This is a genomic window from Paenibacillus vortex V453, from assembly GCF_000193415.1.
GTDB lineage: Bacteria > Bacillota > Bacilli > Paenibacillales > Paenibacillaceae > Paenibacillus_AQ > Paenibacillus_AQ glucanolyticus.
The window spans coordinates 364,449-378,710 of the sequence record NZ_ADHJ01000001.1; the positions used below are offsets into that span (position 1 = coordinate 364,449).

General features: G+C 48.4%; 19 protein-coding genes and 1 tRNA gene. 1 reads left to right on the forward strand and 19 read right to left on the reverse strand.

Annotated features, from left to right (window positions below; all coding sequences use genetic code 11):
* Nucleotides 1-216: 216 nt before the first annotated feature.
* The 13 genes from PVOR_RS01705 to PVOR_RS01760 all read right to left on the reverse strand — a co-directional run bounded on the left by PVOR_RS01705 (nucleotide 217) and on the right by PVOR_RS01760 (nucleotide 9,735).
* Entirely contained in the window at nucleotides 217-507 is a 291-nt protein-coding gene (locus PVOR_RS01705) for a phBC6A51 family helix-turn-helix protein (protein WP_006207342.1), read from the reverse strand.
* A gap of 79 nt (nucleotides 508-586) precedes the next feature.
* Nucleotides 587-2,377, reverse strand: coding sequence for a hypothetical protein (locus tag PVOR_RS01710; protein WP_006207343.1), 1,791 nt, complete (start codon nucleotides 2,375-2,377; stop codon nucleotides 587-589).
* Complete coding sequence (locus tag PVOR_RS01715; protein ID WP_006207344.1) at nucleotides 2,367-2,720, reverse strand: hypothetical protein; 354 nt, start codon at nucleotides 2,718-2,720, stop codon at nucleotides 2,367-2,369. The genes PVOR_RS01710 and PVOR_RS01715 overlap by 11 nt, the downstream gene beginning before the upstream one ends.
* 46 nt (nucleotides 2,721-2,766) lie before the next feature.
* Entirely contained in the window at nucleotides 2,767-3,183 is a 417-nt protein-coding gene (locus tag PVOR_RS01720; RefSeq protein WP_006207345.1) for a hypothetical protein, read from the reverse strand.
* A gap of 1 nt (nucleotide 3,184) precedes the next feature.
* Nucleotides 3,185-3,985, reverse strand: a complete 801-nt coding sequence (locus tag PVOR_RS01725) for a hypothetical protein (RefSeq protein WP_006207346.1) — start codon at nucleotides 3,983-3,985, stop codon at nucleotides 3,185-3,187.
* The gene (locus PVOR_RS01730) at nucleotides 3,978-4,271 is read right to left on the reverse strand and encodes a hypothetical protein (protein ID WP_006207347.1); all 294 of its coding nucleotides are present in this window, start codon (nucleotides 4,269-4,271) and stop codon (nucleotides 3,978-3,980) included. Before PVOR_RS01730 ends, PVOR_RS01725 begins: the two co-directional genes overlap by 8 nt.
* A 38-nt stretch (nucleotides 4,272-4,309) precedes the next feature.
* Complete coding sequence (locus PVOR_RS01735; protein ID WP_006207348.1) at nucleotides 4,310-4,741, reverse strand: hypothetical protein; 432 nt, start codon at nucleotides 4,739-4,741, stop codon at nucleotides 4,310-4,312.
* Nucleotides 4,742-5,038: 297 nt separating this feature from the next.
* On the reverse strand, nucleotides 5,039-5,260 hold the full coding sequence (locus tag PVOR_RS30275; RefSeq protein WP_138917765.1) for a hypothetical protein: 222 nt from the start codon (nucleotides 5,258-5,260) through the stop codon (nucleotides 5,039-5,041).
* A 248-nt stretch (nucleotides 5,261-5,508) separates the two neighbouring features.
* Entirely contained in the window at nucleotides 5,509-5,733 is a 225-nt protein-coding gene (locus tag PVOR_RS01740; RefSeq protein ID WP_006207349.1) for a helix-turn-helix transcriptional regulator, read from the reverse strand.
* A 73-nt stretch (nucleotides 5,734-5,806) separates the two neighbouring features.
* A complete protein-coding gene (locus PVOR_RS01745) occupies nucleotides 5,807-6,655 on the reverse strand; it encodes a hypothetical protein (protein WP_234972740.1) in 849 nt (282 codons plus the stop codon).
* A 453-nt stretch (nucleotides 6,656-7,108) separates the two neighbouring features.
* Nucleotides 7,109-7,657 carry a hypothetical protein gene (locus PVOR_RS01750; RefSeq protein ID WP_040680087.1) on the reverse strand — a complete coding sequence of 183 codons (549 nt, stop codon included), beginning with the start codon at nucleotides 7,655-7,657 and terminating at the stop codon, nucleotides 7,109-7,111.
* A gap of 49 nt (nucleotides 7,658-7,706) precedes the next feature.
* Complete coding sequence (locus PVOR_RS01755; RefSeq protein WP_006207352.1) at nucleotides 7,707-8,360, reverse strand: helix-turn-helix domain-containing protein; 654 nt, start codon at nucleotides 8,358-8,360, stop codon at nucleotides 7,707-7,709.
* 919 nt (nucleotides 8,361-9,279) lie between these two features.
* On the reverse strand, nucleotides 9,280-9,735 hold the full coding sequence (locus tag PVOR_RS01760) for a hypothetical protein (RefSeq protein WP_006207354.1): 456 nt from the start codon (nucleotides 9,733-9,735) through the stop codon (nucleotides 9,280-9,282).
* 157 nt (nucleotides 9,736-9,892) lie between these two features.
* On the opposite strand from PVOR_RS01760, the gene PVOR_RS01765 reads away from it, so the two are divergent.
* On the forward strand, nucleotides 9,893-10,105 hold the full coding sequence (locus PVOR_RS01765; RefSeq protein ID WP_006207355.1) for a helix-turn-helix domain-containing protein: 213 nt from the start codon (nucleotides 9,893-9,895) through the stop codon (nucleotides 10,103-10,105).
* A 334-nt stretch (nucleotides 10,106-10,439) separates the two neighbouring features.
* Here the strand turns inward: PVOR_RS01765 and PVOR_RS01770 are convergent, their stop codons facing one another.
* The 6 genes from PVOR_RS01770 to PVOR_RS01795 form a co-directional block, all read right to left on the reverse strand.
* Entirely contained in the window at nucleotides 10,440-11,351 is a 912-nt protein-coding gene (locus tag PVOR_RS01770; protein ID WP_006207356.1) for a tyrosine-type recombinase/integrase, read from the reverse strand.
* A 247-nt stretch (nucleotides 11,352-11,598) separates the two neighbouring features.
* Nucleotides 11,599-11,775 carry a hypothetical protein gene (locus PVOR_RS30900; protein WP_200860813.1) on the reverse strand — a complete coding sequence of 59 codons (177 nt, stop codon included), beginning with the start codon at nucleotides 11,773-11,775 and terminating at the stop codon, nucleotides 11,599-11,601.
* Nucleotides 11,775-12,026 carry a type II toxin-antitoxin system HicB family antitoxin gene (locus tag PVOR_RS01775; RefSeq protein WP_006207358.1) on the reverse strand — a complete coding sequence of 84 codons (252 nt, stop codon included), beginning with the start codon at nucleotides 12,024-12,026 and terminating at the stop codon, nucleotides 11,775-11,777. Before PVOR_RS01775 ends, PVOR_RS30900 begins: the two co-directional genes overlap by 1 nt.
* A 523-nt stretch (nucleotides 12,027-12,549) precedes the next feature.
* A complete protein-coding gene (locus tag PVOR_RS01785) occupies nucleotides 12,550-13,596 on the reverse strand; it encodes a tyrosine-type recombinase/integrase (RefSeq protein WP_006207361.1) in 1,047 nt (348 codons plus the stop codon).
* 154 nt (nucleotides 13,597-13,750) lie between these two features.
* Nucleotides 13,751-13,841, reverse strand: a tRNA-Ser gene (locus PVOR_RS01790).
* A gap of 167 nt (nucleotides 13,842-14,008) precedes the next feature.
* Nucleotides 14,009-14,230 carry a DUF951 domain-containing protein gene (locus tag PVOR_RS01795; RefSeq protein ID WP_006207362.1) on the reverse strand — a complete coding sequence of 74 codons (222 nt, stop codon included), beginning with the start codon at nucleotides 14,228-14,230 and terminating at the stop codon, nucleotides 14,009-14,011.
* Between the last annotated feature and the right edge of the window lie 32 nt (nucleotides 14,231-14,262).

Here is a 14,262-nt window from a genome sequence, read left to right on the forward strand (position 1 = left end):
TGAAATTTTCGAGGGCACGTCCGTCCCAGGCATGCGGCGGATAAATTCGCTAGTAGTCGTACGTAGTCGGCTACGGAAAATTTCCGAAAAGTGTAGTTTTGTAACAGGTTAATCGCGCTAGAATTACCGCCGAATCGACGGTTATTCCTCGTAAATACAGCCGTTTTTAGCCATTCCGCAGACATTTCGGATAATCCGACTAAATTGTCGTTTTTGTTACAGCCATCCCGAAACAACAAAGAATCGCTCCACCTGCGCAGGCGTATCGAGTTCCCATCGGGTCTTTCTGCGAGGATGTCTAGCGCGTACCTTCCGCATAATGGCTTTGTGTAATTCCTTGTCGAAGTCCTCACGTTGGCGCCAACGGTATAACGTCATGCGGCTAATCCCGAGAATATACGCTATGTCTTCGTGATTACGCGATGGTACATCCGATAATAACTCGATTGCGGCATAGTGGCGCTCATTTAGCGGCAGCCTACGTGAACGGCGTTTCTTCTTCGCCATACTAGCGTACCTCCTTCGTAAATAAAAAAGGCGGAACCACTAGCGCAGTGTTAAACGCCAATGATTCCGCAAGTGTTAATTATCTCGCCATCGCATACGCCAGTTGCCGCGCTATCTTTTGTATGTCGGCTTCCTCGCGTACATGGAACGTATTTCCGGTAATAACTACGCTGCCTGAACCGCCGTCACCATAATTAGCGCCACTCTCGCCCCTCCAACGCTTGGCCTCTTCGCGAGTCAACACGGCCTCACCGGAGTGCAACGATGCAGTATATCCGTTGTATGGGACGTGGAGGAGTCCGCCGTTATGGCCGCGTAAATGTCCGACTAGGGTGTCAACCTGCGATTCCGTTATCTTCGTCGTGTTCGGCACTACTGGCGCGTTACTGCCTCCGCCGATAACCTTCGAACTATAGATCGAGTCCGGATTACTCTTCACGCTCTCCCACACGCTTGAACTATAGCCCATCGCGGCCAACGCTGCGCCACCGCCGACTACGTACGGATTGATCGCTAATGCCGCGACTTTGCCGCCCTTACCTCCGCCACCACCGAGGAACTTCGCCGCAGCACCACCGCCAAGTAACGCTGCGAGTAACGGATCGGATAGAACGCCTTTAATGATGCCTGCGCCGATATCTACGCCCAACTTAGCGGCAGCACCAAGCAATTGAGGCGACGCACTTAATGCGGCGTCCGAGCGTGTTCGTGAGATCCGTTGCGAGTCGCCTGAACCTTTGCGCGACCCGTCAGTGTTGTACCATGCTGTAAAGTCATCCCACAGAGTGTTAAAGATGTATTTTATTTTGGCTTGGATGTCGGGCAGCCGCTGGAACTCCGGATTATTGATGAAGTTGGTATTGAGGTAATCTGTTGCCTTCCGTACCATATTCACGGCACCTGAAACGAATCCAGAGAACACATCAGAACCCCACGCTTTGAGTTTTTCGAAGTCGGCGCTATCCAGCCATTTATTGAAATCACGAAGCAACGGCGCAATCTTATCGAGTCCACGCGTCCCCATTTCTCTCAGCGACGTGGTTATCCGCCCTATTGCCTTGTTGTATTGGCCGAGTGAAGTCTTGGATTGCGCTTCGATCAACTCATTACTTGCGCCCATCTTCTCAAATAACTTATCGAGTTCTCGGAGCTGATCCGCGATATCTAAATTCTTGATATCGTTCAATACTTTTCTAGGCATTTCGAATCGCTCCACTAGACTTTGGGAATCTCCGGATAGCATCTCACGGATCGCTAGTGAACTTCCTTCCATTCCCTGTAGGGGATCAAGCGCGGCCAAACGTTCCATAAGGTTCGTTGCCTTCTTAAGCTGCTCAACGTCTTTGGTAAGTGGGATAACACTTCTACCCCCAGTGATAAAGTCGCTTAATTCGAGCGAGGATATATCCGCGCGTTCTTGAAGAAAGGCAAGGTATTCTCCAGCCTGCTTCGTATAATCTTTGCCAAACATCGCATCAAACGAAACTTTGTTCATTTCGTAATTAGCTGCCGCCCCTATCGTCTTGCTAAACAACCCTTGGACTGCCTGCACTCCGAGATAAGCCGTACCAAGCGCGGCCACCTGACGAATAAGTCCGCCTGTCTGACGCGTAGCCGTTCCGAGTGCGCGGCTTGTTCCTCCGAGCGAGTTACGGAATCGCCCGAGCGCGGATTCTGACTGACTAGCGGCGGCCGCAAACCGTCCTTGCGCGTCACGTAACCGGCCTGACGAGTCGGTATAAAGATCCGTTGCCCTCTTAGCCCGATCCGTCATCCTCCGTAACTGGTCGGTTTCCCTGCGCACCTTATCCAGCGTTCGAGACGCACCATCATCGGTAATCTTGATGCGCCCCAATAAATCAAATGCCATCGTCAGTCACCACCCTTTCGCTAATCCTGGCGTGAACCTTCAAGCCGTGATCCACGACCCGCCCGAACTCCGCCATCTTCCGTCTGAACTTGCGCGAATCCTTCGGCAGCTCGTCCAGTTCCGTAGTTACATCGCTAAACCGGCGCATGTGCTGGCCGTAGTCGCGGAAATCCCGGTCTTTAGACTTACGCAGTATGTTAGCGGTGCGGACCCATTGTTTATATTCCGCTGGAAAATCCGCTTTGAACCGGTACTCGCCTGGCCGCCGCCATTCCGTTATCTGCGCGATTAGGCGTGCGGCAGGTTCGAGCGCTGATAGTGCGTCTATCTCTGTTTCGTACATGTCAATTCCCCCTTAAATTAAAACGAGACCCCGATAAGGGCCTCCGTTATCTTCTTATTCTTCCGCTTGCTTTAAGTCGTTCGATTGTTTGCTTAGCCTTGGCCGCATAGTCAATCTGCTTCGGCATTTGTCTAAATCCGTTATTAAGGTTTGGGTCAGCCCCGTGTACACTCAATTGCTGCAGTTGCTTAACACGGACCAGGACCGGCAAGTCATCGCCAAACTCCGATATTGCGGCCAGGATGTCCCGTTCGTTATCCGCATCAATGTGCTCGATAGCATAGTCGATTTCCTCCGGTTTCAATCCGAGCTTAGCGAGTGTCTGGCGCTTAATTGCGGTTGTTAACTCGTCAATCCTACCGGTCAAAGCGTCGATATCCGATTCGGCTGGCGGCTGTTCCTCGCCTTCTATTTCCTCCGCGAATAGCTGCAGGTTCAGCGGTAGCCTGAAACGTTTCCCCATATTACTCACCGTCCTTTAGCGAGCGCATAGCGGCCTCATATTCGCGGTCCGATCTGTACTGACCAAATACCTCTGACGCAAGATAACCCGGCTGGTACGTACGGTGTCTCATCTTAAGGAGACGGTACGGTGTATCCGGTGCGCCGTCTCTTTGAATCGTGGTCAGCATCTTGTATTCTAACGTGGAACTGTTATCACGAAGTGCCGGCAACAAGGAACGGAATATCCCCGCAGTCTTACCGCTAACAGATCCGGACGAGTTAACGGTTGCCGGCGCATACTTTTCGATCTCGTCAAACCTACGCATTAACTCAGCCTTTGTAGCCGCGGGCATGGTAGGCAGTTGGGCACGGATCATCTCCGCGACATCCTCCGCCTTGCCTGTTCGAACTTGCAGGAGAACGCCGTCAACAAACGCCTGTGCTTCCGGAGTGGACGCTTCTGCCTTAAATGCGTTTTGTGCCGCAACAACTGTCAGCGCTTTGAGTTCCGTTTCGTAGTCCTTTTTTAGCTGCTCGACCTTCTCGTCAAGAGCTTCGCGCGCTTTAAGTACGGAGTATTGCCGCTCATGCGCACTCATGACGGCGTTCTTATCGGTACGGTCGGCGTGTTCCTTGTACATCTCAACCGCGCGCTCAATATTCCTCTTTATGTTATCCAGCGTTGGGAAATCCGCCTTAACTGCGATTCCTCGCGCTACTAACTCCTGAGCCTTGTCCGCATCAACTGCGTACGCCTTTCCTTCTAAGCGTCTTGTCTGGTCGTGGTCTACGTGATCTTGAAGCATGTAAACGTTATTCATATACTGTTTCCTCCTCGTATTGTGTTGCGTTGAATGCCTGCCAATCCACGTAGGGCGAACCGTTGGAATCGATGATACAGGTGGCGTCTTCGCCGATCATTTCCCAGGCAAGAGCTACCGCCTCAGAAAGCGAGAAGTTAATGGCCTCTTCCGGTTTTACGTTGGCGTATTCACGTTCGAATCGCGTCGGATCTTCGTCAATAAAGACGGTGGTGTCCGTCGCGTACTCGCAGAATCCAATCTCATAAACCCGATGGAACACGTAGTAATCTGCCGGCTTAGTCATTAGTTTCTACCTCCGTTTTTTATGTTTTGCGGTAACCATCATTGGCGCGAACTTGCGTATGAACTCCTCGGAGACCGCCTCGCCGTAATGAATCGTATACTCGGCTCCGTCTTCGTCTCGCAAGGTGACAAGTCTTCGGTAATACTCGATGGGTTCGATTGATACGACCCGTATTTGCTTAGCCACTGACTGCCGCCTCCTCCGAAAATGTCCAGCGATTCAATAATGCCGCCGCGCACCATAGCCTGTCCGACTCCGTACGTCTTCTTAGGCGAGGTTTCTTTGCAGAACTCGATCGTAAGTTTCTCGATTAGCCGGCATCGTTTAACGTCATCCAGTTCGCGCCAAGTTTCGATATTGATCCGGCCGCCGACGAACCTAATCAACTCGTCATATAACTCCGGCACCTCGTCCACAGGAAATGGCTCGAATTTAATCGGCCAACGTGCGCCGTATTCAACGCTAATCATCTCAATCGCTCCTTTTCGCAACTTGAGTATCTAAGAATCTGCAGCGAATGCTTTCCGCGCCGCGCCAAACCTTGCAACGAAAATCCGCCTTATTCATCGCTTGAAGCAAAACGCAGCCGCAATCGCTTCGAAAATAAGGACAGTAATGCTTTGCGTCGGCTTGTTTGTCATTCATGTTCCACCTCTCTTTCTAACGCTTTAGATGTCGTTTTTCAGCTTTCCGGTATAAACACCCTACCTCGTTAAATTGACGCCCGAGAACCCGCATCACTACGCGGGTTTTTACGTCCTAAAACGTTAGGTTCTGGCCGTCCAATATCGATTCCTAGCCCGATCAGCTGCGCCTTGTTTCCGTCTGACCTCGCGACACTCTCCGCAATACTTCGTACGGTTCGACGTCTTAACGATCGGAGTTGAACAGCGCTCGCAAGTCGCCGAGTTCTCTTCGCGGTTAAAGTAGCGCGATTCTAATTCGGGATCTGTCGGCAGCACAGCGCGTTCAAATTCCAGGCACTGCATGTCACCGGCCTCGATGAACGGTAGCGCCTGCGGATCTTCGCGAAACCATTGGCAACGTGACTGGCCGTTGGGTTCGTATCGGCATCCGGAGGTACCTGTGAAGGCTGCGCAGTGATTGCGGGCGAGTGTTTGGATTCTTTTTAAAATTTGGTCCCCCAAGTCTTGACCCCCGTTTGATTTCGTTGTAAAATTAAATTGGGATATTTTAAACTTTTTCAAATATGAGTGCGAAAAATAAAAGAGACGCTTTAAAGCGCTAGTTTTTTCGAATCTCTCGCGCGCTCGATCGCTTGAATAACATCTGGACCTGTTCCAAATGCTTGAGCGATCCGAACCTGTAATTCTTCTGTAACGGTCCTTCGACCGCTTTCCACTAAAGAAATTAGCGCCGGACTGACACGAAGTTTTTCGGCAAATTCAACCTGAGTCATGTCAGCATTGATTCTAACCGCCATTACACCCAACCCATCCATTTTACATTCCCCTCTCTTATTTAAATTTCTTACATGCTAGTCAAATAAAAGACGCAGGAACATCCGTTCCCAACTATAAGGATAAATGTCCGAGGTGTCGACAACTCTTCCACTCTTCTGTTAGAGGCTGGTTGCGAAGATTATATGTTACTACCTCGCCGGCTAGTTCCTTCCCTTCCTTCTGTGAACGCCAACGTTTATGATTGTTCGGGTAATACTGACGGTCGGAGTCCATCGTCACATTCGTAGGTTTACGTTTACCTCGTTCTTGTTTAATCCTGGCCCGATCTGCAGCTTCTATCACATCCCCGCGGACAGACTCTCCACGCGTTGTTATTTCGTACATTTCTACCGGAGAGTAGAACGGATATTCCTGCGCCTGCCGTTCGCGATTTCGCTTGAGTCTATCGTCATCGTTTCGTTCAATTCGTTTACGAATGGCGTCCTTTTTAAGCCGGCATTTTTCTCCGCAAACCAATGCATTAATAGCTGGCGATGTGTCAATAAATTCACAACGGCAGGTTTCGCAAACCTTCAAACGGTGGCTCTCCCGTTCTGACAACCCTCCCCCAATGCATTCAAGGTAATAGGCGTAATCCATGTACCTCCGCGCACCTGCGTCCAACGGTGGGTACTCTTCGTCCTCACCAGCTTCTATCCTGGCCTTATCGCGCAGTGACAGCCCCTTTGAATGATCTTCCGCCAATAAATAATCCGTAAGCAGTTCAAGCGATTGGCAGGCGTTAAGTGTGCGTAGCTTTGGACAGCGAGCTGGCTTTCCGAATTCAGTAACGTAACCGTCCGGTTGTGTCTCCCGAAAGTACCGATCGGAGATATCTGCCATATCCGCGACAATGTCTGTCCGGTCCGTTTGCGAGGTTCTCGCGTATAATCGGTAGTGCTTTCGTTTTGTATTCGGCAATGCAGCGCGGACTTCCGCCGGCATCATAGACGCGTGTAGTGCCGTGAAATGCTCACGATGGCGACGAAACACCTCTTCTCGTGTTATTTGCAGTGCGGCTGGCGCTGATGTAGACATGGACGGTTCCTCCTCCGATTTCGACGCGACGGCTGGGCATATTTTCTTCTTCGAATAATCTTCATCGCAAAGGTATATGTTTTATATACTTCTATCGCGATATTCTTTTGACTTGTGATATAAAGGTTTAACTCGTATATATTCGCTAGGAACGAAGTGACGACGCGTGAGGAATAGTGTTCTTCTATTCCGAAACCGGTGTTTAAGGTTTTCTTATTCCGTTCTATTCCGTTAAGGCGCGGTATTATTTGTTTCTCTTTTACACCTTTCTCTTTTACACCTTTCTCTTTTTACCGTGTGTCCAGCGCATACTATGCATAGTGTGTCCTGTGCATACTAACCGTCGTGTGTCCTGCGCGACTTTCCTCTTTTTCTCCGTCCATATACGGAGTAATCCGGCTTAATAATCTCGCCATCCTCGTTAACGATATATCCATCATCCGTTACTCGCGGACAGTAAGACGGAAAATACCATTTAAAGCGCTTCGTCCCTTCGTAGTGTGACGCGATCCGGATTATACCGTTCGTCTCTAGTATGTCTGCCAGTAGCTTAACTCGCGTTCGATCGATTCGAAGCGACGATATGAGTGCTTCGTAGGATAGGAAACACGCGCCGAACCGGTCATTATATGTGCCGTCCGCCCGCAAGTGGTTACCGTCAATATACGATTGAAGCGTGAAATAGAACGCTACTATATCGCGAATCTCCGGTTTCCGACCCTTGTCCGCATACACAACGTCATATGCTTCGTTTATAATACGTGGGAATACTTTACGGACCAACTCGCGGTTATAAACCTCGAAACCTTGCGGATTGTCTAATAACGTTGTCTTATCGTTGGGTAGCGGCTTTCTAACGGTTGCTGTTTCGGGCAAACCAATCATCTCCTTTGCGTATAGTAGGGCGCCGAGGATGACGCCCCTCTTTCCTGAATTAATAAGTGAATTGTTCGAAATTGGCTGAGCCACTTTTTAACTCTTCCATATGATGCTGCGACCCGTCTGGATTACGAACAATCTTACACAATGTCCACTTAAAATCCCCAGTCGAGAACTTGAAATCCCATTTTCCGATCACAAACTCCTCTCCACCTGCGTCGATGCGAATCCGCTTATAGTCGTAATCCCACACTTCATGCTCACGTCCCATTACATGCATTGAGAATTTTAGAATTTCTTCAGGTATCTCAAATTCGAGCTCTTCATCCTCGTCATAATAAATATCTCTCCCCTCAGCCATAAGCCTCGACTCTAATTCATGAATAGTCATCATCATTCCATAAGACCTCTCGATCACATTAGCATTTCGAACTGGCTGCCCTTTTTCAAATCTGCTTAACGTACTCGTAGAAAATCCAATCTGCCGTGCTGCACTTGCTAAAGAAATCCCCCGCTCAATTCGAGCCGCGCGCAAGTCGTTTCCTACTTCCGCCCATTCTTCTTCGTTTTCTGCGATGAATTTTTCTCTTAATTCTTCCTTCCAGTCGGTTGCACTGTTCTGTTCCGAAAGTACAGTATCAATCAACTGAGGCTCGGCCTCCACCTTTTCCGCTTTTCCTTGGCCCCCGTTAATTACGTATAATTTCATTGTTCATCGTCTCCCTTTTCGTTTAATTTTTGGTTGTACTGTATTTGTCGTAAAATTCTTCGCTGATATCGTATTATCTACGCGACATTTAGCATCTGCACACTTTTTGCGTAAAATATTTCCGCGCTTACACTTACCTAGACAGACGCCGATCGGAAACCGTACAGGCCGTCGCTAAATATTTCCGCGTACACTGAATGCGATCCGCACAACTCAGCGAAATTTATTTCCGCTTTCGTACGTTATGACACCGCGATCGGCTGGACCGTACACTTTAGCGTGAAATATTTCCGCCTACACTATCTTCAACAACATTCGGAGGCGATTCGCACATTTGTCTACTAAAATATAAGGACAAATTTTTTTGAAAATGGGACAAAAACCTGAAACCAAACGTATGTTCCCTCGTATTACATAAACAAAAGCGGACGAAGGATTCCGTTTCCCTCATCCGCAATTGTCTCAACGGCCAGCCTGTCGCCGTGATTACGCGATACTTTCCGGGAGGCCTGCATGCCTCATATCGCGCGTTTTTGATCGATCGCCAGCGATGTTTGGCGCCATCCTGACGATTAAAACTTCGGATCAACGGTGTTAGCGCACCGCCGACTGTCACGTTTGGAGCCGCGACTACACAACTACCGGTTGCCGCCGGTATGTACCGAACTCCCCTCCGCTTATCAGCCGTTCGCGCGGCCGGCATCATCGGGGAGCGAAATCATAACGAAAATTCAACGTCGACGCCGGTATCAAGAACGTCGCGGCAAAGGAATTGCAATGCGCTGGTACTCTCGAGCCTAACGCGGATCTCCGGAATAGAGTCGAGGGTCACGACAGCACCTCCCGTAAAATAAGTCCGATAGCCCAAACGAGGCCTTTGATAATCGTACGTTGTGCGCGGCGGCTTGTCCTGCGTGTTCTAGGCGGATAATATTGCGTTGCTTGCGGCATTACTTACGACCTCCTTCCGGATAAAGCCGAGTTCGCCGAGCTGCGCGCCGGTCACGTCCATGCAACCGTCAGTCGCCCGTTCATGTGCGCCAGTAATGCGGCGGAAGGCGGCCGGCACAATTGCGATAGTCTGACCGAGGTGAAACGCGTTGACTATGTAGTTCGTGGCGCAAGGACGCCCGTAGATGTCGTAGCCGAGTTCGACTGTATAGCGGATTTGGTGGCGGTCCTTCTCCATAATCTCCGCGACGATGCCGAGTGCTTCGAGCTGGCGGTCCGTGGCTTCGACGGTACCTCTGGTTACTTGGCGATTCATGCGTGGGAATACTGCGTAAAAAAGGCGGAACGGGACATAGCTGCGTTTACCGTTTAGTGTGACGCTGTAAAAGCCGCGGCGGGCGGTGCGTTCGAATGCGATATTCATAATGAAACCTCCTAATTGAATATGTTGAAACCCTCTGATAAAATGAACGTAATACTTAGTATACATATGAACTTGTCAACTAGTTTACTTGTTATCTAGTATACTATACGACAACCATTTGTCAACTAGTTTACTAATTTAATTTGGAGGAATATTTGTGATTCGATTTTCTTTGGATAAATTAATGGAAAAGCGTAATTTGACTCAAAAAGATATAGTAGAAATCTCGGGGATTAGTCGGAATACGGTTAAAGCCTTGGCTACAAACGCAAACGCGCGAATAGACTTTCCGACACTGAACGCACTCTGCCGCGGGCTTGGCGTGTTACCTGGCGACCTTATCGAATACATAGAGGATGAGAAGCAATGAAGAATTTATGGGGAACTGTAGCGGCAATTATCGTTGTTGTCATAATATTAAGTGCAATTGCTGCCGGCATATACTTCTTCGGCATAGGATCATCGCCACAATGAGTACAGAACGCGAATTACGGCAACTTTATCAAGACGTCCATTTCTTCGGCACCCTTATCGGAAACGCTCATTTCCGTTTGGGAGGAAGATTCGGCCGGAGTCTATGCGGAAGTCGAACGAGGATTTATCGAACGGTATACGGCCGATTACGTGCGCGTACGGAACGTTGAGACCGGTAACAGGAAACGAAGAAAGACCGCAATCCTTTAACGGATTAACGGTCTTTCTTGCTATATCAATTTATTTAGTGGGCTCGCTTTAATATGATCCCTCTTTAAATCCTCATCTGCTAGGGCGACATACCGCTTAGTCATCGATATATCTACGTGGCCTAAAGTCTTTTGCAGACTAAACGCTGATGCCCCATTGCGAAGAAATTCGAGCGCAAACGCATGTCTAAGGGCATATGGCGTGATATGTACGCCGACCTGCTTACTGTGGCGCTCAAGTCTGTCGCCCCACGTATGCCTGTTCAAGACATTGCCAGTCTCTGTACTAAATACCGGAACCTTATTCGCCCACGATCGGGGCCTCATATCTATTAACCGTTTTAGAGCGTCAACAGTAACGGGTGAAATATTAAGAGTACGTGAAACACGTGTCTTTGCTGCGCCATCAGGTATCCGAACCCAGCCGGATATGAGATTAAAATCGTTTGGTTGAAGCGCCAGTGCTTCCGAGGGCCGGATACCAGTGTCTAGCGTAAAAATTATGAGAGTATAATCGCGCATACCAACGAAGGTCGATTGGTCGGGTACTCTAATCAGTTCCTGCAAAGTTTCTATGCTAATCGCTACAATCCGCGACCCCTCCTTACGCTTTTTGATCTTGGTAAGTGGATTCTTTTTGAGATGTCCTTCTTCCACGCACCACTTGAAGAACGTCCGTAAGTAGGTCAAACGACTATTGAAAGTTGCTGGCGCTATTCCCTCTTGGTTTAAATGATCGATAACTGCCTCTTCCAACTTATAATAAGACCCCCACGCATCCGGAAATCTTTTAAATAGTAAATTGACAGTACGTATGTAGTCCTTGTGTGTTGTTTTAGCAATACCGTTAAGCAACTTAAATCTTAGAAACTCCTCTAATATATCCTCCCAATGTCGACTGGTCATCTGTGATGTTCTTTGAATTCTAGACATTATAATTCTCCTTGAAGTTTTTCTTGTAATATTACCAAAGACTAATGCTGACGAACAAATGTACGCGATTATTAGCGAAACATTCAGCGCGAAATTAGGCGCTCTAACTATCGAACGTATATTAACTCTCAGCACATAATAGAACGGCTAATTCAACGCTCATATTCGGTAACACGTACGCAAAAAAGCGCCCACTACGAAGTGTATACGATTCTATACGTATCAACTCCGCCGTGGGCGCAATTATTTATTCTTTTTCGCTGTCCATATATCCGCTACCATCTGCCGGATTGCTCACGATACCTAAAACGACCAGCACGCCAAGCACCGCGTTAACGGCGCCTACAACTCCGTCATACTGCTCCGGTGTAATCGTAAAGCCGAAGATACCGCCTGAATCGATTACCGCTAAATCTTGCTTCATCAACGGTTTATTGGATTTACTTCGATAAAGACAACCTTCTGATCGGCGCCAACGACGACGTTCGCCGCACGACTTGGCGCAGGTATCTCGTCGCCGTCCGTCTCCATTCCATAGAGATGCAGCGCGAGACAATCCTTCGCCATGTATAGCGCCTCTTCGTCGGTGTCTCCACAAGTTAATGCGCCCGGGAGATCCGGAAATTCTACGGAGATGCCGTCGTCTGCGTAGGTGAATATTGCGGGATACTTCATCGCTTATCACTCCCATGAAGAGTATTATTCATACGTATTAAAATAAACAGAAACAAATTGTGTTGTGTCGTTACTTTGACAGGTGTAAAATATAATTGACGATATCTGATTATCGTTACTCCGTTATCTCCTGAAAAACAAACTGTGAGGTAGGGGTAATAGAATGTTCTTAATTGAGTAGCCCAGGAACTCCGCCAAGAGATGGGCTACTCTTATTTTTTCGTTAATGCAATTAAATCAATAATAACACCGAATAACACCACTACGAATGTCATTGCTGTAAATATCAAGGATAATAAATTCTTGTTCAAGGAATCACCACCCTGGCCACTTACCTCACAAAATATATTCTACCACATTGTGGATAGTGTGCCTTCGCTAAAAGAATTGCTCGATTAAGTATATTTTCTTTTAAATTTCCCTGCCTTCCAGGACAATTGATCGTCGGATAGAAAGAACGGGTCCAGTATAGCATAGCCGCTATCGCGCTTCTGGACGCGAACAATACCTCCGGATGGCTTCGTCATGATTGCGGACCTTTCTTGCGGCTTGTGAGGCGTGTTAATGGACTAAACCGCTTATGTTCTTCCGCCAGGCTGCCCTCGCTAATCTGAACGTATTTACGCGTTGTAGCAATGTCTGCGTGGCCCATGAGCTTCTGCAGGTGGAATACCGACATTCCGTTCTCGGCGGCCATCGTGGCAAAATTATGTCTCAGTACATGGGGCGATACGTTGCGCCCTAGCTTCGCCTTCTCTGCATATTTATCGAATGACTTCTGGATCGTCTTCTCGCTCAATTGTTCACCGTAGTTTGTTGTAAATACATATGTGGTATCAAAATTCCTTTCCGTTTCCGCAATAAGTTGCTTTAATAGGCGCGCTGTCTCTGTCGATAGGGGTAACATTCTCGATTTACGGTTCTTGTTCTTCGATGCTGGCAACGTAATCGACTTTTTAACGAAATCAATTTCCATTTTCTCTAACGCACATATTTCACCGAGTCTCAAGCCTGTATCCAGGATTAGCGTCATAATAACGTAATCCCTCCATTGCGCCCATTGGCGTTGGTCCGGCGACTTCATAAAGCGCCTGAGCTCCTCGTCACTTAGCGGCATAATCGTATCGATATCCTGACGTAATAGGGAGACGTTAACGGCTGGATTCCGATCGATAACCTCCTCCTCATGCAATACCGCAAAGAATGTCTTAAACACGCGGATGCGGACGTTTACTGATGCCGGCGACAGCCCGAGCTTTCCCTTCTCATATTCCGCCTTAAACGGATGGCCTGCGTAGTATTCCTTATCCGTCGCGCACCATAAAACATACTCGCGCAATAGATCGGCCGTCACTTCGCGGATAGTGATTTCGCCGTACCTCTCCGTAATCCATTCAATAAAATAGTTCATATTCTGTATGTAGCCGCTAATCGTTCGCTCCTTTAGATTGTTGGCGCGCTTAATCTTAACGACAAACTCTACGGCCTCCTGCAGTGAATACGAAGGCAGAGCTACATTAGCGATCGGTTCCCTCGCTCCTGCAGTTTTACGACCGGTTCTTTTATCCATAACGAAAAATACCCCCTACGCGATATCACGTAGAGAGTATTCCGGAATCAATAAGGCGCTTCATAATCAGCTAGCGCCATAACGTATGTATTTCGAACAGCTTGCGCATCACATACCGTATTGGAAACCGCGTAATGGCGGGTATAAACGATGGTGGCGGAAAGGGTGGGATTCGAACCCACGCACGCCTTGCGACGCCTAACTGATTTCGAGTCAGCCCCCTTGGGCCTCTTGGGTACCTTTCCACAGCAAGATTGATTATAGCATGGAAACGTTGTCTCGTCAACAGCTTGTCTGTTCTCTGACCTACCTTAGACACAGTGACCGAAGCTGGAGTTCAAATCCAAATATCCATTCCCTAGATCCCTTGCTTCGCATACAGCTGCTTGGGATACCTCCTCGGGAGGAGATATTACGGAGTATCCCCTGCCCCTTCGGAATCCTGTGCCGAACGTAAAACCTTCTTCAGGTTCTTCTCGAACTTTCCTCTGGGTATCAGCACACTATGCTGGCACTTGGTACACTTGATCCGAATGTCCATCCCCATGCGAATAATCTCCATCTCATTATTCCCACAAGGATGAGGTTTCTTCATCTGAACGATATCCCCTAACTGAAATACCTTGCGTTCCATGGTTTCCGCTCCCTTGGTTTCATCTCTTTCAT